Origin of the sequence: Mumia sp. zg.B17 (assembly GCF_019550915.1) — a bacterium.
Taxonomy (GTDB): domain Bacteria; phylum Actinomycetota; class Actinomycetes; order Propionibacteriales; family Nocardioidaceae; genus Mumia.
This window is the reverse complement of sequence record NZ_JAHWCI010000005.1, coordinates 190,410-208,621: the sequence shown is the minus strand read 5'-3', so window position 1 is coordinate 208,621 and position 18,212 is coordinate 190,410. Positions and strand designations below refer to the sequence as shown.

Sequence of the window (18,212 nt, the reverse complement as noted above, 5' to 3'; positions counted from 1 at the left end):
AAACGGATTCTGCTGCAGGCCTCGTCTCACCCGAGCATCACCGTCACGAAGCGGCCCACCGTGAGCGCGACCAGGATGCCGAGGACCAGCATCCTCAGGCGAGCGAGTCCGCTGTCCTGAGCGGGGGACCGGAACGCCATCCACCCGACGAAGACGATGAGGAGCAGCAGGGCCGGGACCCCGATCCACGGGTCTGCCGCCAGCCCGACCACGAGGAGCGCGGCCCCCGCGACGGGGACGGCGACGCGTGCGCCCCGGGAGCTCTGGAGCCGTTCGAACAGGTCGCTCATGGCGTCATCCTGCCGTACGGGTGAGGCGCTGGATACGCTGCGCGCGTGCTGGTCATCACACGGTTCCGCGTCCCCTCCGCACGCGCCGACGTCTTCGCCGACGATCTGCGCGCCGTCGTCGAGGCGTTTCGTGCCCGCCCCGGCCTCGTCGACGCCTTCGTCGGGCGCAACCTCGACGACGCGACGCTGTGGACGCTCACCACGCGCTGGGAGGGTGTCGGGGCCTACCGTCGAGCGCTGTCGGCCTACGACGTGAAGGTCGCCACCGCCGCCCCCTACGCGTTGGCCCTCGAGGAGCCCGCGGCCTACACCGACGCGTACGACGACATCGCCGACGTGGCCGGTGACGCCACGCCGCCGCTCGGGAATAGGTGAGCAGCGCGACGCCTTGGCGACAGGCATGAGCCTCATGAGCATCGAGCTGGGTGACGGACTGCGGGTCAGCGCGCAGGGATTCGGCGGGATGGCGCTGACCGCGGTGTACGGCGGGACGGACCCCGACACCGCGCTCGCGACCCTCGCCCACGCCGTGGACCTCGGCGTCACCTTCGTCGACACCGCCAACGTCTACGGCGACGGGACCAACGAGGAGCTGATCGGCCGGCTCCTCGCCGACCGCCGCGACGAGGTGCAGCTCGCGACGAAGTTCGGCGTGTCGGGCGACATCACCACCGGCGAGCGCGTCGCCCGGGGCGACGCGCCGTACGTCCGTGAGTGCCTGGAGGCCTCCTTGACGCGGCTCGGCACCGACGTCGTGGACCTCTACTACCTGCACCGCCTCGATCCCGACGTCCCGATCGAGGAGACCGTCGGCGCGATGGCAGAGCTCGTGCACGAGGGGAAGGTGCGTCACCTCGGACTCTCCGAGGTGACCGCCGACGAGCTGCGTCGTGCCCACGCCGTGCACCCGGTCGCGGCCGTGCAGAGTGAGTGGTCGATCTGGAGCCGCGACGTCGAGCGTCACGTCGTCCCCGCGGCGATCGAGCTGGGCGTCGGCTTCGTCCCGTACTCGCCGCTCGGACGCGGGTTCCTCGCGGGCTCGGTCGACGTCCTGCCCGACGGCGACATGCGGCACACCTTCCCCCGGTTCGGGGCGGAGGCGCTCGACGCCAACCAGGTCGTGGTCCAGACCGTCCGCCGGGTCGCCGACGAGGTGGGCGCGACACCGGCGCAGGTGGCGCTCGCCTGGCTGTACGAGCACGGGCGACGCCTTGGACTGCCCGTCGTGCCCATCCCGGGCACACGCCGGGCCACGCGCGTCGACGAGAACGTCGGTGCCGTGTCCGTGCGCCTCGACGCCGCCTCGCTGGCCATGCTGGACGACGTCTCGTCCGCCGTGGTCGGCGACCGCTCCGCGGACCCCACCTGGGTCTCCGCGGGACGCGAGTAGGGCTCGGAGGCGCCCCTCGTCCGTCAGCGGCGAGGGAGTAGCCTGGAGCGGCCAACTCGGGCGCGGTCCGCCACGGCGCACCGCCCATGCCCGCCGACACCCAGCCGGAAACGGAGCACACCTGTGCCTGCCTCTGTGATCGACAACGTCGTCAGCCTCTCCAAGCGCCGGGGCTTCGTGTTCCCCAGCGGCGAGATCTACGGAGGCACGCGCTCCGCCTGGGACTACGGTCCGCTCGGCGTCGAGCTCAAGGAGAACATCAAGCGCCAGTGGTGGCGGGCGATGGTCCAGCGCCGCGACGACGTCGTCGGCCTCGACTCGTCCGTGATCCTGCCGCGCCCGGTCTGGGAGGCGTCGGGCCACGTCGACGTCTTCACCGACCCGCTGATCGAGTGCCAGCACTGCCACAAGCGGTTCCGTGAGGATCACCTCCAGGAGGCGTACGCGGCCAAGAAGGGCATCGAGAACCCTGACGACGTGCCGATGGCCGAGGTCGTGTGCCCCCACTGCGGCACCCGTGGTCAGTGGACCGAGCCGCGCCAGTTCTCCGGTCTGCTCAAGACCTTCCTGGGTCCGGTCGACTCCGAGGAGGGCATGCACTACCTGCGTCCCGAGACGGCTCAGGGCATCTTCGTCAACTTCGCGCTCGTGATGGCCGCGGCCCGCAAGAAGCCGCCGTTCGGCATCGCCCAGCTCGGCAAGTCGTTCCGCAACGAGATCACGCCCGGCAACTTCATCTTCCGCACCCGCGAGTTCGAGCAGATGGAGATGGAGTTCTTCGTCAAGCCCGGCACCGACGAGGAGTGGCACCAGTACTGGATCGACGAGCGCATGCGCTGGTACACCGACCTCGGTGTGGCCGCCGACAACCTCCGGCTCTACGAGCACCCGGCCGAGAAGCTGTCGCACTACTCCAAGCGCACCGTCGACATCGAGTACCGCTTCCGCTTCGCCGGCTCGGAGTGGGGCGAGCTCGAGGGTGTCGCCAACCGCACCGACTTCGACCTCGGCACCCACTCCAAGCACTCGGGCAACGACCTCTCCTACTTCGACCAGGAGCTCGGTGAGCGCTGGACGCCGTACGTCATCGAGCCCGCAGCGGGCGTGAACCGGTCGATGATGGCGTTCCTCGTCGACGCCTACCGCGAGGACGAGGCGCCCAACGCCAAGGGCGGTGTCGACAAGCGCACCGTGCTCGCGCTCGACCCGCGCCTCGCGCCGGTCAAGGCCGCGGTGCTGCCGCTCTCGCGCAACGAGCGGCTGAGCCCCGCCGCCCGCGATCTCGCCGCGGAGCTGCGACAGAGCTGGAACGTCGAGTTCGACGACGCCGGCGCGATCGGCCGCCGCTACCGCCGCCAGGACGAGATCGGCACGCCGTTCTGCATCACCGTCGACTTCGACACCCTGGACGACAACGCGGTGACCATCCGCGAGCGCGACACGATGACGCAGGAGCGCGTCGCGCTCGACCAGGTCCCCGCGTACCTCGCGGCGCGGCTGATCGGCGCATGACACGACGTACGGCCCGGGGCGGCGGCCTGGTCGCCCTGGCCGTCGCCGTGGGGCTGGTCCTCGCAGGGTGCAGCGGCGGCGACGACGAGGGGTCGGCCGACGCCACGCCGGAGCCGTCGTCCGCGGTGGAGCTCCCCGACGGAGTGGAGCTGACCGAGGCCGGGGCGGAGGTCGCGCTGGGCAAGCCCGCCACGGTCGGCTATCCCGTCGGCGAGGCGGCGAGCGCGATCACGGTGACCGTCTCGTCGGTGAAGCCGGGGAAGATCGCCGACCTTGCGGGCTACGTGCTCGACCCGGTGTCGGCGACCTCCACCCCGTACTACGTCGGTGTCCAGGTGCGCAACGACGGTCCTGACCCGCTCGGTGGCGCCGCGGTCCCCGTGTACGGCTTCGACTCGACACCGGCCTACTTCCCCCCGACGACGTTCGCGGGCGAGCCGTACAAGCGGTGTGCGGGGGGTGCGCTGCCGAAGGCCTTCGAGCCGGGCGCGACGTGGAAGGGCTGCTTCGTGCTGCTCGTACCGAAGGGTGCGACGCTGCAGTCGGTGCAGGTACGGACGTCCGATCTCGCCAGCCCGGTCTCCTGGCCCGTCGGCTGAGGCACGCTGGCATGCTTGGCCCATGCGCGAGGTGATGCAGTCCACGAAGCTGGCCGACGTCCTCTACGACATCAGAGGACCGGTTCTCGAGGAGGCCAGGCGCCTCGAGGACGAGGGCCACCGCATCCTCAAGCTCAACATCGGCAACCCCGCGCCGTTCGGGTTCGAGGCACCCGACGAGATCCTCGTCGACATCATCGCCAACCTGCACCAGGCCCAGGGATACAGCGACTCCAAGGGCTTGATGCCCGCGCGTCGGGCGATCGTGCAGCACTACGAGGAGCGCGTCTGCGACGTCGACGTCGAGGACGTCTACATCGGCAACGGCGTGTCCGAGCTCATCGTGATGGCGATGCAGGCGCTGCTCGACGACGGCGACGAGGTGCTCGTGCCGATGCCGGACTATCCGCTGTGGACCGCCGCGGTCAGCCTCGCCGGCGGGACCGCGGTGCACTACCGGTGCGACGAGGCCTCGGACTGGAACCCAGACCTCGACGACCTGCGCTCCAAGGTCACCGACCGCACCAAAGCCGTCGTGGTGATCAACCCCAACAACCCGACCGGTGCCGTCTATGCACCGCAGGTGCTGGAGGAGATCGCGCAGGTGGCGCGCGAGAACGAGCTGATCGTGTACGCCGACGAGATCTACGACAAGATCCTGTACGACGACGCCGAGCACACCTTGATGGCGTCGGTGGCCGACGACATCGTCTGCGTCACCTTCAACGGCCTCTCCAAGGCGTACCGCGTCGCCGGCTTCCGCAGCGGCTGGATGATGATCACCGGCCCGAAGCACCATGCGCGCAGCTACATCGAGGGCCTCAACATGCTGGCCAACATGCGGCTGTGCCCCAACGTGCCGTCCCAGTACGCGATCGCGACCGCGCTCGGGGGTCGGCAGTCGATCAACGCGCTGCTGCTGCCGGGCGGACGGCTCCTCGAGCAGCGCAACCGGGCGTACGAGCTGCTCACCGCGATCCCCGGCGTCAGCTGCGTCAAGCCGAGGGGTGCGCTCTACATGTTCCCGCGGCTGGACCCGCAGATGTATCCGATCGCCGACGACGAGAAGTTCGCCTACGAGCTGCTCCGGGAGCAGAAGCTGCTCGTGGTCCAGGGGACCGGGTTCAACTGGCCGACGCCGGACCACTTCCGGATCGTCACGCTGCCTCGGCTCGAGGACCTCGAGGACGCCGTCGGCCGGATCGCGCGCTTCCTGGAGACCTACGCGTCCTGAGGACGCCCCACGACGCCCGGCGGTGCCTGGCCGCTCGGGTCGGTTGACCGCGCCTGGGAGAATGGACGTCATGCCCACGACCGCTCCCGTACGCCCGTCGCTGCGCCTCGGCGACCTCGAGGTCGCGACACCGGTCGTGCTCGCCCCGATGGCCGGCGTGACCAACGCCGCCTTCCGGCAGCTGTGCGCGGAGCAGGGCGCGGGTCTCTACGTCTGCGAGATGATCACCTCGCGCGGGATCGTCGAGCGCGACCCGATCAGCCTGCGGATGCTGAGCTTCGCCGCGGCGGAGTCGGTGCGCTCGGTCCAGCTGTACGGCATCGACCCCGTCTATATCGGCCGCGCGGTGCAGATCCTCTGCGACGAGTACGGCGTCGCGCACGTCGACCTCAACTTCGGCTGTCCTGTCCCCAAGGTGACCCGCAAGGGTGGCGGTGCCGCTCTGCCGTGGAAGTCGACCTTGCTCGGCGAGATCCTGACCGCGGCCGTCCGTGCCGCGCGACCGTACGGCGTGCCGGTGACGATGAAGACCCGCAAGGGCATCGACGAGGACCACCTGACCTACCTCGACGCCGGACGCATCGCCCAGGAGGCCGGGTGCGCCGCGATCGCGCTGCACGGCCGTACGGCGGCCCAGCACTACTCCGGCCGTGCCGACTGGGAGTCGATCGCCACGCTCAAGCAGGCCGTCGACATCCCGGTGCTGGGCAACGGTGACATCTGGGAGGCCTCCGACGCGCTCGCGATGGTGGAGCAGACCGGCGCCGACGGCGTCGTGGTGGGGCGTGGCTGCCTCGGGCGCCCGTGGCTGTTCCGCGATCTCGCGGCGGCGTTCGCCGGCGAGCAGGACACGGCCATGCCGTCGCTCGGAGAGGTCGCGGGGTGGATGCGGCGGCACGCCGAGCTGCTCTCGGCCGACATGGGCGAGGAGCGCGGGTGCATCGAGTTCCGCAAGCACATCGCGTGGTACCTCAAGGGCTTCCGGGCTGGGGGCGAGATGCGCCACGCGCTCGCGACGATCAGCTCGCTGGGAGCCCTCGACGCGCTGCTCGCCGACCTCGACCACGACGAGCCGTACCCGGTCGCCGAGCTCGGCAAGCCGCGCGGGCGGCAGGGGAGCCCGAAGCGGGTCGCCCTGCCCGACGGCTGGCTGACCTCGCGCGAGGTCACCCACATCGACGCCGCCGCCGAGGACGCAACCTCCGGCGGCTGAGCGCGGACCCCGTCCCCGTTTTGTCGACTTCCGGTCGCTTTCTGCGCCGCAGACCGTCCACAAGTCGACGAAACGCGAACGGTGTCCACAGGTGGGCTCGGCCTGCGCCCCAAGGTGGCCGACGGGAACCACCGTGACCGGGTGAAGCCCATACCCGCCCCCTTGTACGACCGTCCTTTCACGAGCACGGAGGCAGCGCGCCACGGACTGTCCGCGCGCGGCCTGCGTGGCCGTCGGTTCCGAGCGCTCTTCCGTGGGGTGCACGTGCGCGCCGACCTGGCCATGACGTGGGTGCTGTGGGTGCGAGCAGGCCTCCTGGTGATGCCCGAGGACGCGCTCGCGAGCCACCTCACCGCACTCCGGCTGTGGGGCCTGGCGCTCCGGTCGCCCCTTCCGTTGCACTTCTCGACGAACACCACCCGTGCCGTGGTCCGCGACGAGATCCGTCTGCACCGGCGTCGCGGGCGCCTGCACGCGTACGTCCGTGACCGCATCGCGTGCACGGGACCGGATCGGACCTACGTCGACTGCGCGACCGTGCTGTCGCTCGTCGAGCTGGTCCAGGCCGCGGACCACCTGCTCCACGCCGGCCACACCACGCTCGCCGGTCTCCGGTCGTACCTCGACGGCTGTCACCTCCACGGCGTGGTCCGTGCCCGGCGAGCTTTCACGCTGGTCCGGGAGCGAGTCGAGTCGCCGATGGAGAGCCTCGTCCGCCTCGCCCTCGTCTTCGCCCGTCTGCCCGAGCCGGAGTGCAACCGCGACATCACCGACGGTGCCGGTGGTTTCGTCGCACGCTGCGATCTGGTGTACGCGCGGTGGCACGTCGTCGTCGAGTACGACGGTGTGTGGCACGAACGCTCGCCGGAGCAACGGGCGTACGACCGGACCCGGCGCGAGCGGCTGGAACGCCTCGGCTGGACCGTCATCGTCGTGCTCGCCGACGACCTGCCCACGATGGAGCGCGTCGTCTGGAGGGTGTACGGCGCTTTGCGCGACCGCGGGTACGACGGGCCGCGCCCCCACCTCAATGCGATGTGGCTCCGCTGGTTCGGGTGACCCCGCGTCCGCGTCCGCATTTCGTCGATTTGCGGTCGGTCTGGGCGCACAGAACCGACCGCAAATCGACGAAACGCGGACGGGCGGCTGAGCGACGGCGCGTCAGGCTTCGCCGAGGGCCTCGCGGGCCCGACGTGCGAGAACCAGCTGAGTGGTCGCGAGGGCACGCGCATCAGCCGCATCGAGGGAGCGGCCGCGTGCCGCGACAGGCCCGTCGGGCGTGTGGACGGCGACGTCCGCGACACCCCGCAGACGCTGCAGCGGCCCCTGCGAGAGGGTCACGGACTGCGTCTTCGCGTGCGGGACGACGTCGGTCCGGTGGGTCACCCACCCCTGCTCGGCGACGAAGGCGTGCCCGTCCGACCCCGCCGCACGGAATCGCCAGCCCACGGGCGCGAGCAGCCACGACCGACGCGGCGCCCGCACCTTCGGCACCGCCGACGGATCGACGTCGGCGAACAGCTCGGCAAGGACACGCCGCACCTCCTCCGGCGTCGCCGCCGGGACGAGGGTCGCGCTCCCCGAGTCGTCGGAGTCGCGCGAGGCGCCGGCGACGGTGACCTCGGCGCGGTGGAGGTGCAGCGGCCGCCACAGCGCCGCCTGGCGGGAGACGACCGCCTGCACCCGGTCGTACGGGATTGTCTGCGAGATCCGCGAGAGCAACCCGCGCGTGACATGGAGCCCGGTGGGAGCGCGCCGCAGCGTGAAGCCCCACTGAGCGATCACGCGCGACATGATCACCTGGCCCGCCCACAGCAGCAGGGGGACCACACCGAAGACGATCAGGCCGGGGAACACGACTCCGCCGACCACGAGTGCCGTCAAGAACACCGCGGGGGTCAGGAACTCCGCTGACAGGACGGTCGCCACCACGAGTCGGGTCGGGGGTACGACGAGGATCGGCGGGGAGAGATCGAGAGATGGCACCGGTGGCGGACCCGGCGGGGCAGTGCCGGCCCCGTCCGAGCCTGCGACACCGGGCGCGGCCGGCGCGGGGACCGCCGCGGTTTCCCGCAGGGCCTGCGAGCCTGCCTCATACGCCCGTTGCAGGAGCATCGCGCGCAGCCGGTCGGCCTCGCCGCGCCGGAGGTACTGGAGCGAGACACGTGAGTCGTCGCCACCCGCCAGCTCGATCCTGAGCTCGCACAGCCCGAAGATCCGGGCGGCGAACGGCTCGGCCACGTCGACGGACTGGATCCGCTCGTACGGCGCGCGCCGCGAGCGTCGTGTGAGGACGCCGCTCTCCACCCGGACCTCGCGCCCGTCGATGAAGTAGCGCGTGAACCGCCACGACAGGTAGCCGAACGCGATCCCGAGGACCGCGGCGGCGGCCACGATGGCGAGCCCGATCCACAGTGCCGACAGCAGGCTGCGCTCCGGCCCGCCCTCGAGGACGTCGCGTCCGAATCCGACGAGACCGGCCGCGACCCACAGCCACACCCGCACCAGCGCGCTCGCCGGGTGCGTCCGCTGTCCGACCGCGGGAAGCGCCTCCTGCGGGGGGAGCGCCGGGTGCTCAGATCCCGGAGCCACGGGTCTTCCGGAGCTCGGTCAGCCGGTCGCGGAGTCGGGCGGCCTCGTCGGAGGGGATCCCGGGGATCACGGCCGAGGTGTGGGAGCTCGCGGTGTGCAGCGAGACCTTGGCGATCCCGAGCGAGCGCTCCAACGGACCGGCCGTGACGTCGACGTACTGGACACGGCCGTACGGGACCGCGACGATCTTGCGCCACGCGACTCCGTGGCGGATCCACAGGTCCTCGGCGTTCTCGGCGAAGCCCCACGCCGCCTGGTTGCGGGCCGCCCAGAACCAGCCCCAGACGAGAACGGCGACCGCGACGCCCGCCACGGCGGCGACCGGCCACCACCACTGGAGCAGGAGCGCGAGGGCGACACAGACCACGACCGCGGGAACCACCGTCCACAGCACCAGGACGAGGCGGTGCAGCGTGCGCAGCTTGACCGAGACGGGGTGCCACGTCTCGGCGGGTGGTGCGAAGAGCGGATCCACGCTCCGACCCTATCGGGGGCCGTCGGCAGAACCCCGCCGGTCCGGCGTCGCGGACCTCGGATCACCGCACCCCGTAGACGGATAAGTCGTCCTGGGCAACAATGAGCCGCAGGCCCGTCCCGGGTCGTCTCCACTTCACTCGGATCGTGCGGCACGTTCCTGCCGCTGAAGGGATGTATCAGTCATGGCATCTGTCACCTTCGAGAAGGCGACGCGCGTCTTCCCGGGCCAGGAGCGGCCCGCCGTCGACAAGCTCGAGCTCGAGGTCAACGACGGCGAGCTCCTCGTCCTCGTCGGGCCCTCAGGCTGCGGCAAGTCCACCTCCCTGCGGATGCTCGCGGGACTGGAGGACGTCGACGCCGGCCGGATCCTCATCGGGACCCGCGAGGTCACGGACCTCCCGCCCAAGTCCCGCGACATCGCGATGGTCTTCCAGAACTACGCGCTCTATCCGCACATGTCGGTCGCCGAGAACATGGGCTTCGCGCTCAAGATCGCCGGCAAGTCCAAGAGCGAGATCAAGTCACGTGTCGCCGAGGCTGCTGACATGCTGGGACTGACCGAGTACCTCGACCGCAAGCCGAAGGCGCTCTCGGGCGGCCAGCGCCAGCGCGTCGCCATGGGTCGCGCGATCGTACGGTCGCCGCAGGTGTTCCTCATGGACGAGCCGCTGTCGAACCTCGACGCCAAGCTGCGCGTCCAGACCCGCGCACAGATCGCGCAGCTGCAGCGCCGTCTCGGCACCACCACGGTCTACGTGACGCACGACCAGGTCGAGGCGATGACGCTCGGCGACCGGGTCGCGGTCATGAAGGACGGTGTCCTCCAGCAGATCGACACCCCCCGTGCGACGTACGACGCGCCCAACAACGTCTTCGTCGCGGGCTTCCTCGGCTCTCCGGCGATGAACCTCTTCGAGGTGGAGGTCACCGAGGGAGGAGTCAAGGTCGGCGACACCGTCGTGCCGGTGACGCGCGAGGTGCTCGCGCACGCCGACGCCGCCACGGTCACGCTGGGCGTCCGCCCGGAGGACATGGCGCTCGGTGAGCAGGGGATCGCGACCGTCGTCGACGTCGTCGAGGAGCTCGGCTCGGACGCGTTCGCCTACGGCCACACCAAGCACGATGACAAGGACCAGCTCCTCGTCTCCCGGGTCAACTGGCGTACGCCGCCGGCCATCGGCGACGTCGTCCACCTCACGGTCGACCCTGAGCGCGTCCACGTCTTCTCGAAGGCGACCGGCCTGCGTCTCGGCTGAGCGACGGGCGGGGCGCCGGCGTCACGGCGTCCCGCCCGCACGCCGGCCCTCGCTCGCGAGGGCGGCTGACCCGAGGGCGGCGGCCCCGAGCGCGGCGGCCGGATAGTCGACGGGCAGCGCGAGCGTCCGCTCCCGCAGCCGCATGCTCGACACGAACGCCGAGGCGGTCGCGTCGGCGTCCATCCGCGCGAACAACGGTTTGGTCACGCGGTCGCCGAGCCGCATCACGCCACCCGTCAGCACCACGCGTGCCGGGTCCACCGCAAGGGTCACGATGCGGACCGCTTCCACGAGCCGACCCACGAACGACTCACGGACGGCGATCGCCCGCTCGTCCCCGGCGTCGGCGGCGTCGAACATCGCGACCGGCTGGGGGGAGGGACCGTCGTACGGCCACTGGCGTGCGAGTCCGCGACCCGAGGCGTAGAGCTCGAGGCATCCACGCTGCCCGCACGTGCAGAGGGGCCCGTCCTCGACGACGGTGAGGTGCCCGACCTCACCCGCGAGCCCCGACGCGCCGTGCCGGAGCCGCCCGCCGAGGACGAGGCCCGCGGCGAGGCCGGTCCCGACAGACAGCAGCGCGAGGTCCTGGGGCTCGCCGCGCGAGCGGAGCCAGGTGGCGGCGCCGGACGCGGCCGCGTTCACGTCGTTGTTGACGGTCACCGGGATCGACAGGGCCTGGCTGAGCACGCCCCGGAGATCGAGCGGGTGGTGGACGTCGAGGTTGACGGCGTTGGTCAGCACACCGGCCGCGTCGACCGCACCGGGGATCCCGACGCCCGCCGCGACGAGCGTCGTCCCGCTCGGCAGCCTCTCGACCAGCCGCCCGACCACCTCCAGCGCGGTGGCGACGACCCCGGCCGGGCCCGGTGCCGTGGGGAGGCGGGCCTCCGCCAGCACCTCGTCGGGACGGGCTTGGTCGGCGGCGATGCCATGGACCTTGGTCCCGCCGATGTCCAACCCGATGGTGGTGGCGATCATCGTTCCTCTCGGTGGGGACCGTCGGGTGCGGGTGCGGGTGCGGGTGCGGGTGCGGGTGCCGTCGCCCGCCGTGCGCGGTCGATCGCCTCGCCGACGGCCCGGGACGGGGGCAGAGAGCCCCCCCACCCTCGTACGACGCGGGGGAGGGCGTCGATCTCGGGCGCGGGCCAGCCCAGCTCCACCACGACGGCGTCGGGGCGCGCGTCGACGAGAGTACGGAGCCACGCCCAGCTGTCGGCATGAGAGGCGGCAGCGCGGGCGACGACCACGAGCGGACCGTCGTGTCCCCGCAGGTCGGTCGCCGAGGGGTGGCCGTCGACGACCGAGACGACGGAGGCGCCGGTGACGCCGAGATCTCCCCACGCCGCATCCCCGACGGCCATGTTGGCGCCGGTCTCGAGGCGGACGACGAGGGGTGGCCCGTCGCCGACGGTCCCCACCTCGCCGACGACCGCCACGGCGGCGCGCCGCCCGGCGGCTCGCCCGCTCTCGACCAGCGTCGGGTCGGCCGGCCTCGCGCCTGTCGCATAAGCGGCGCTCAGCGCGTCCACCCGCGCGGCGGCGTCGTGCAACCGCTCGACGGGAAGCGTCCCGTCCCCGACGGCGGCGACGACGGCGTCGACGACGTCGCGCACCTCGTCCCGCCCGCGTCCACGCAGCGAGGGCCCGATGCACAGCAGGTCGGCCCCCGCGGCGAGGGACGCCACGGCGGCCGCCGGGACACCGATCATGGCGCTCGCGCCCGCCATGTCGAGGGCATCGGTGATGATGACGCCGCTGAACCCGAGCTCGCCGCGGAGGAGCCCGGTGAGGATCCTCGGGCTCAGCGTCGCCGGACGCTCGGGGTCGAGCGCGGGCAGCACGATGTGAGAGGTCATGATCGTCGCGGCGCCGGCCGCGCTCGCCGCCACGAAGGGGACGAGCTCGCGCCTCAGGAGAGTGGAGAGGTCCGCGTCGACACGGGGGAGCGCCAGGTGGGAGTCGGTGGAGGTGTCGCCGTGGCCCGGGAAGTGCTTCACGCACGCGGCGACACCCTGGCTCTGGAGCCCACGCACCCACGCCGCGGTGTGGCGGGCGACGAGGGCGGGATCGGCGCCGAAGCTGCGGGTCCCGATCACCGGGTTGCGCGGGTTGGAGTTGACGTCGGCGTCCGGCGCGAGGTCGAGCGAGATCCCGGCCGCCTTGAGCTCCGCGCCGATCGCGCGAGCGACGGCGCCGGTGGTCCTCAGGTCGTCGGCGCGACCGAGCACGGCGTTGCCCGGGTACGGGCTGCTGTCGGCGTAGTGCAACCGGGTGACGTCACCGCCCTCTTCGTCGACGGCCAGCACCAGCGAGGGACACGCGGCGGCCAGCGCCCGGCCGAGGCTCGCGACCTCGAGGGGGTCGGCGGCGAGGTTGTTGCCGTAGAGGCAGATCCCGCCGAGCCCGTCGTCGGCCAGGCCGGCCAACCATCCGGGCACCGAGGTCCCCTCGAACGCGCCGAGGACGGTCCGGTGCGCGGCTCGGCGTACGGAGGCGTCGGCGATCATCCCTCGCTCACCCGGTCAGTCCATCGGACGGGCCGCCGCCGGTCAAGCGCCCCAGGCCCGAGCGGTGGACGGCGGAGCCGGATTGACCCGAATGGGACCCGGGTGGGACACTAGGAGACGGCGTCGTCCGTCCCACGACGGCTCGCCGGTCAAGGGTCACTCGACAGGCCGGCTCGACCTTCCGGATGCGGCGTCGCCCCGCCCATCAGTCCCGATGAGAAGGAATCCGATGGCCAAGGCTCTCCTCGGCTACGTGGCGACGCCGAGCGTCCACCAGCAGGTCCGCGAAACCCAGCTTCGCCGACGCATCGCCGATCTCGAGGCGGAGGTGGTCCGGCTCAAGCACGAGAACGACGAGCTGAGCGCCTCGACCGACCTCGACCAGGTGCGTCTGTCGACTGCCGACCTGCTGGAGACCGCCGGCTCCTGACCCGTCGGGTCCCCTCTGGGTCCGACGGGGGCGTGGCGCTGCCCCGGGCGTGGCGCGACGGGCGACCGGTGTCGGTCGCCTACCCTGAGAGCGGCATCCTTCCCCGCTGCCCGCAGTCCCTGTCGTACGCGTGAAGGAGCATGGCTTGCATCTCAAGAGCCTGACGCTGCGTGGGTTCAAGTCCTTCGCGTCTGCCACCCACCTCCAGCTCGAGCCCGGCATCACCTGTGTCGTCGGACCCAACGGCTCCGGCAAGTCCAACGTCGTCGACGCCCTCGCCTGGGTCATGGGCGAGCAGGGGGCCAAGTCGCTGCGCGGCGGAAAGATGGAGGACGTCATCTTCGCCGGGACCGCGGGTCGGGCGCCGCTCGGGCGCGCGGAGGTCGTCCTCACGATCGACAACGCCGACGGTGCGCTCCCGATCGAGTACGCCGAGGTGACGATCTCGCGCACGATGTTCCGCAACGGCGGCTCCGAGTACGCGATCAACGGCAACCACTGCCGGCTCCTCGACGTGCAGGAGCTGCTCAGCGACTCCGGCATCGGTCGTGAGATGCACGTGATCGTCGGCCAGGGCCAGCTCGACTCCGTCCTCCGGGCGTCGCCGGAGGAACGCCGAGGCTTCATCGAGGAGGCGGCCGGTGTTCTCAAGCACCGCAAGCGCAAGGAGAAGGCGCTCCGCAAGCTCGACGCGACCGACGGCAACCTGACTCGTCTCCAGGACCTCCTCGCCGAGATCCGTCGCCAGCTCAAGCCGCTGGGCCGCCAGGCGGAGGTGGCCCGCAGGGCTGCGGTCGTCCAGGCCGACGTCCGCGACGCCCGAGCGCGGCTGCTCGCCGACGACGTCGTCCGTGCCCGCGAGGTCCTGCGCTCGGAGCTCGCCGACGAGGAGGCGCTCAAGCACCGGCGTGCCGCCGTCGAGGGAGCCGTCCATCAGATGCGCGACGAGGAGGCGGCGCTCGAGGACGCGCTGCGTGCCGACGCGCCGCGGCTGCAGGAGGCGCAGGACACCTGGTACGGCCTCACCAGCATGCGCGAGCGCGTCCAGGGCACGGCCGGTCTCGCCGCCGAGCGGGTCCGCAACGCCGCCGCGCTCCCTCCTGACGAGCGACGGGGTCGCGACCCCGAGGAGCTCGAGGACGAGGCCGGTCGGTTCGAGGCCCAGGAGAAGGCGATCGCCGAGGAGGTCGCCGCCGCCGAGAAAGGGCTCCAGGACGCGATCGCCGCCCGCAAGGAGGCAGAGCAGGCCTTCCAGGTCGAGGACCGCCGCATCGCCGGCCTCGTCCGAGCCGCCTCCGACCGGCGTGAAGGGCTCGCGCGTCTCACCGGTCAGGTCAACACGCTCCGCACGAGGGTCCTCGCCGCGGAGGAGGAGATTGGTCGGCTCGAGGAGAACCGCCTGCTCGCCGAGCAGCGCGCCCAGCGCGCTCAGCACGAGTTCACGGTCGCCGAGACGCAGGTGGCGGGTCTCGGGTCGGGTGAGACCGGCCTGGCCGCGGAGATCGAGGCCGCCGAGGCCGCGCTCGCCGACGCGACCGAGCGGCTTGCCAAGACCAAGGACGCGGTCCACTCCGCCGATCGCGAGCGTGCAGCTCTCGAGGCACGCAAGGAGGCCCTCGAGATGGGTCTCGCGCGCAAGGACGGTGCCGGTGCCGTGCTCGGCGCCTCCGACCGGCTCGGCGGTGTCCTGGGCTCGGTCGCCGCGGTCATGACGGTGCGGGAGGGGTACGAGACGGCCGTGGCCGCAGCCCTGGGCCCGGCCGCCGATGCCGTCGCCGTCGACACGCTGGAGACCGCGCTCAGCGCCGTCGCGTCGTTGAAGGAGGGCGCAGACGGCCGCGCCGGACTCGTCCTCGGATCGGCCGAGGCCGGCGACCGGACGTCGTGGCCGTCGCTGCCCTCTGGTGCCTCGTACGCCCTCGACGTCGTGGAGGCTCCGGCCGGGGTGCACGCGGCGCTCGGTCGCCTGCTCGACCGTGTCGCGGTCGTCGATGACGTCGAGGCGGCGCGCGCCCTGGTCGAGCGGATGCCGGCGGTCGTCGCGGTGACGCGCGACGGCGACCTGGTCGGTGGCCACTACGTGGCCGGGGGTTCGCAGGACGTCCCGAGCCTCATCGAGGTCCAGGCCGCGGTCGACCACGCCGGTGAGAGCCTCCGCGAGGTCGCTGCCCGTCGCGACGAGCTGGACGTGGAGGTCGCCGACCTGACGGTGCAGCGCGACGAGGCCAAGCAGCGCCTCGACGTCGCGGTCGCGAAGCGCCGCGAGTCGGAGGCGAAGTCGAACGCCCTGACCGAGAAGCTCGCCCAGCTCGGGTCGACCGTCAAGGCGGCCAAGGACGAGGCGACCCGCGTCGCGGCCGCGATCACGACGGCGCAGAAGGCGCGCGACGACGCGGCCTCCGGTCTCGTCGAGCTCGAGCAGCGCCTCGCGGACGCCGAGGAGGCGCCCGAGGACGAGCCGGACAACAGCGCGAGGGAAGAGCTCGCCGAGGCGGCTCGGGCGAGCCGCGCCGCGGAGACCGACGCGCGGCTGGCCCTGCGGACGAGCGAGGAGCGGGCTCGCGCGATCTCTGGCCGCGCGGCCGGTCTGCGTCGCCGGGCGAGCGAGGAGCGCGCCGCCCGCGAGCGCGACCGCGTACGCCGCGAGCGGCTGCGTCGTGAGGGCGCTGCCGCGCGTGCCGTCGGTGAGGCCGCGCAGGTCGTGCTGGAGCACGTGGCGGTGTCGCTCGCTGCGGCCAAGAAGTCGCGCGACGAGATCATGCAGGCGCGTGCGGGACGCGACCAGCAGCTGGCCGACGTACGCCGTCGGCTCCGCGACCTGTCCGTCGACCTTGCGCGGCTGACCGACTCCGTCCACCGTGACGAGGTCGCCCGGACCGAGCAGCGGCTCCGTATCGAGGCGCTCGAGCAGCGGGCGCTGGACGAGATCGGTGTCGAGGTCGACACGCTGGTCGCCGAGTACGGCCCCGAGACGCTCGTCCCCGTACCCCGTCCTGTCGATGCGGACGAGGATGAGCCCGACCCGGAGCCGGTGCCGTTCGTCCGCGCCGAGCAGGAGAAGCGGCTGCGCGTGGCCGAGAAGTCGCTCGCTCTCCTGGGCAAGGTCAACCCCCTGGCGCTGGAGGAGTTCTCGGCGCTGGAGGAGCGGCACAAGTTCCTGTCCGAGCAGCTCGAGGACCTGCGCAAGACCCGCAAGGACCTCCTCGACATCGTCATCGAGGTCGACCAGCGCGTGGAGCAGGTGTTCACCAGCGCCTGGCACGACGTCTCCCGCGAGTTCGAGGGGGTGTTCTCCCGGCTGTTCCCCGGAGGCGAAGGGCGCCTGATCCTCACCGACCCGTCCTCGATGCTCACGACGGGGATCGAGGTGGAGGCGCGGCCCCCGGGCAAGAAGGTGAAGCGGCTGTCGCTGCTGTCGGGTGGCGAACGGTCGCTGGTGGCGGTGGCGTTCCTCGTGGCGCTGTTCAAGGCGCGACCGAGCCCGTTCTACATCCTCGACGAGGTCGAGGCCGCGCTCGACGACACCAACCTCGGGCGTCTGCTGGAGATCTACGAGGAGCTGCGCGAGAACAGCCAGCTCATCGTCATCACCCACCAGAAGCGCACGATGGAGGTGGCCGACGCGCTCTACGGCGTGTCGATGCGCGGTGACGGCGTCTCCGCGGTGATCAGCCAGCGGATGCGCGAGGCCGAGCCCGCCTAGCCCCCGCTATCGTCGGCGCGTGAGCGCCACTCCTGAAGGTCCCTCGAGCCCGAGCCGCGACGACTTCCCGGTGCTGCGCCGCATCACCACGCGGTGGTCGGACGAGGACGTCTACGGGCACGTGAACAACGTGACCTACTACTCCTACTTCGACACCGCGGTCAATGGCTACCTGATCGACGCCGCCGGCACGGACATCCGCCGGCTCGATGCGATCGGACTCGTGGTCGAGACGGGCTGCCGATTCAAGCGCGAGCTCGGCTTCCCCGAGGACGTCGAGGTGGGCCTGGCGGTGGAGAAGCTCGGCACGTCCTCGATCGTCTACGAGATCGGGCTGTTCCAGGGCACCTCTCCCGAGCCGGCGGCGATCGGGCGGTTCGTGCACGTCTACGTGACTCGCGCCGACCGGACGGTCACCCCGGTGCCGGACGTCATCCGTGCGGCGGTCGCTCCGCTGGTGCGGGGTTGATCGCCGCGCGCTCGTAGACGATCTCGAGCCCGTCCTCGTCGTCCCACTGCTCGCCGACCTCGACGAACCCGTACGGCAGGGCGAGATCGCGCGAGACGGTGTTGTGCGGGCCGATCGTGACGCGGACGACGCGCACCCTCGGATCCGCGTCGGCGCGGGCGAGCAGCGCCTCGAGCGCAGCCCGCGCGTAGCCGCGCCGTCGGAGCTCCGGATCCACCTCGTAGCCGATCTCGACCATCCCGTCGGAGTCGGGTGGACCGTGGAAGCCCGCCCGGCCGACCGCGCGCTCTGCGTCCTCGTCCCACATGACGCCGGTGACCCACGCGGCGCTGGAGGGATCGGTGACGACCTGATCGGCACGCATCGCCCAGATCCTGCGGAAGGTCGGGCTGACGAACGCCGGGGACAGCGGGACCGGCGCCGTCGCGTCAGCCGCGTCGAGGTCGCCGTCGGCGAGAGCGCGGAGGGTCTCGGGGGACAGCTGGATGATGCGGACACGGGGGAGGGGCACCGGGCGATCGTAGGCGGTGCGTGGCG

General features: G+C 71.9%; 17 protein-coding genes. 11 read left to right on the top strand and 6 right to left on the bottom strand.

From position 1 onward, the window contains the following. Positions 1–26: 26 nt before the first annotated feature. Positions 27–290, bottom strand: coding sequence for a hypothetical protein (locus tag KV097_RS06615; protein ID WP_220365421.1), 264 nt, complete (start codon positions 288–290; stop codon positions 27–29). Positions 291–335: 45 nt separating this feature from the next. Between KV097_RS06615 and KV097_RS06610 the strand changes: the two genes are divergently transcribed. The 7 genes from KV097_RS06610 to KV097_RS19700 all read left to right on the top strand — a co-directional run bounded on the left by KV097_RS06610 (position 336) and on the right by KV097_RS19700 (position 7,297). Continuing rightward, the gene (locus KV097_RS06610; protein WP_220365420.1) at positions 336–665 is read left to right on the top strand and encodes an antibiotic biosynthesis monooxygenase family protein; all 330 of its coding nucleotides are present in this window, start codon (positions 336–338) and stop codon (positions 663–665) included. A 25-nt stretch (positions 666–690) separates the two neighbouring features. Then, complete coding sequence (locus KV097_RS06605) at positions 691–1,680, top strand: aldo/keto reductase (RefSeq protein WP_220365419.1); 990 nt, start codon at positions 691–693, stop codon at positions 1,678–1,680. A gap of 123 nt (positions 1,681–1,803) precedes the next feature. Beyond that, positions 1,804–3,192 (top strand): glycine--tRNA ligase, encoded by a 1,389-nt coding sequence (locus KV097_RS06600; RefSeq protein ID WP_220341210.1) that lies wholly within the window; start codon positions 1,804–1,806, stop codon positions 3,190–3,192. Beyond that, positions 3,189–3,791 carry a hypothetical protein gene (locus KV097_RS06595; protein WP_220365418.1) on the top strand — a complete coding sequence of 201 codons (603 nt, stop codon included), beginning with the start codon at positions 3,189–3,191 and terminating at the stop codon, positions 3,789–3,791. Before KV097_RS06600 ends, KV097_RS06595 begins: the two co-directional genes overlap by 4 nt. 22 nt (positions 3,792–3,813) lie before the next feature. After that, complete coding sequence (locus tag KV097_RS06590) at positions 3,814–5,025, top strand: pyridoxal phosphate-dependent aminotransferase (RefSeq protein WP_220341212.1); 1,212 nt, start codon at positions 3,814–3,816, stop codon at positions 5,023–5,025. Positions 5,026–5,095: 70 nt separating this feature from the next. After that, positions 5,096–6,238, top strand: a complete 1,143-nt coding sequence (gene dusB / locus KV097_RS06585) for a tRNA dihydrouridine synthase DusB (protein ID WP_220341213.1) — start codon at positions 5,096–5,098, stop codon at positions 6,236–6,238. Positions 6,239–6,379: 141 nt separating this feature from the next. After that, positions 6,380–7,297 carry a DUF559 domain-containing protein gene (locus tag KV097_RS19700; RefSeq protein ID WP_220365417.1) on the top strand — a complete coding sequence of 306 codons (918 nt, stop codon included), beginning with the start codon at positions 6,380–6,382 and terminating at the stop codon, positions 7,295–7,297. 102 nt (positions 7,298–7,399) lie between these two features. Here the strand turns inward: KV097_RS19700 and KV097_RS06575 are convergent, their stop codons facing one another. Together KV097_RS06575 and KV097_RS06570 are read right to left on the bottom strand one after the other, a co-directional pair. Further along, positions 7,400–8,830 (bottom strand): PH domain-containing protein, encoded by a 1,431-nt coding sequence (locus KV097_RS06575; protein ID WP_220341215.1) that lies wholly within the window; start codon positions 8,828–8,830, stop codon positions 7,400–7,402. Then, positions 8,814–9,305: a PH domain-containing protein gene (locus tag KV097_RS06570; RefSeq protein ID WP_220341216.1), complete on the bottom strand. Its 492-nt coding sequence runs from the start codon at positions 9,303–9,305 to the stop codon at positions 8,814–8,816. The genes KV097_RS06575 and KV097_RS06570 overlap by 17 nt, the downstream gene beginning before the upstream one ends. 184 nt (positions 9,306–9,489) lie before the next feature. On the opposite strand from KV097_RS06570, the gene KV097_RS06565 reads away from it, so the two are divergent. Next, on the top strand, positions 9,490–10,563 hold the full coding sequence (locus KV097_RS06565; protein WP_220341217.1) for an ABC transporter ATP-binding protein: 1,074 nt from the start codon (positions 9,490–9,492) through the stop codon (positions 10,561–10,563). Between the two features lie 21 nt (positions 10,564–10,584). On the opposite strand, the gene KV097_RS06560 is transcribed toward KV097_RS06565, so the two are convergent. Next, positions 10,585–11,544 (bottom strand): ROK family protein, encoded by a 960-nt coding sequence (locus KV097_RS06560; RefSeq protein ID WP_220341218.1) that lies wholly within the window; start codon positions 11,542–11,544, stop codon positions 10,585–10,587. Further along, on the bottom strand, positions 11,541–13,073 hold the full coding sequence (locus tag KV097_RS06555) for a glycoside hydrolase family 3 N-terminal domain-containing protein (protein WP_220365416.1): 1,533 nt from the start codon (positions 13,071–13,073) through the stop codon (positions 11,541–11,543). The genes KV097_RS06560 and KV097_RS06555 overlap by 4 nt, the downstream gene beginning before the upstream one ends. 229 nt (positions 13,074–13,302) lie before the next feature. Here KV097_RS06555 and KV097_RS06550 point away from each other — a divergent pair, with 229 nt between their 5' ends. The 3 genes from KV097_RS06550 (at position 13,303) to KV097_RS06540 (ending at position 17,675) form a co-directional block, all read left to right on the top strand. Continuing rightward, positions 13,303–13,503 (top strand): hypothetical protein, encoded by a 201-nt coding sequence (locus KV097_RS06550; RefSeq protein WP_220341220.1) that lies wholly within the window; start codon positions 13,303–13,305, stop codon positions 13,501–13,503. 145 nt (positions 13,504–13,648) lie between these two features. Next, entirely contained in the window at positions 13,649–17,206 is a 3,558-nt protein-coding gene (gene smc / locus KV097_RS06545) for a chromosome segregation protein SMC (protein WP_220365415.1), read from the top strand. A gap of 19 nt (positions 17,207–17,225) precedes the next feature. Continuing rightward, positions 17,226–17,675, top strand: coding sequence for a thioesterase family protein (locus KV097_RS06540; RefSeq protein ID WP_220346887.1), 450 nt, complete (start codon positions 17,226–17,228; stop codon positions 17,673–17,675). On the opposite strand, the gene KV097_RS06535 is transcribed toward KV097_RS06540, so the two are convergent. Then, complete coding sequence (locus KV097_RS06535) at positions 17,638–18,186, bottom strand: GNAT family N-acetyltransferase (RefSeq protein ID WP_220346888.1); 549 nt, start codon at positions 18,184–18,186, stop codon at positions 17,638–17,640. The two genes, KV097_RS06540 and KV097_RS06535, sit on opposite strands and share 38 nt — an antisense overlap. Positions 18,187–18,212: the final 26 nt, after the last annotated feature.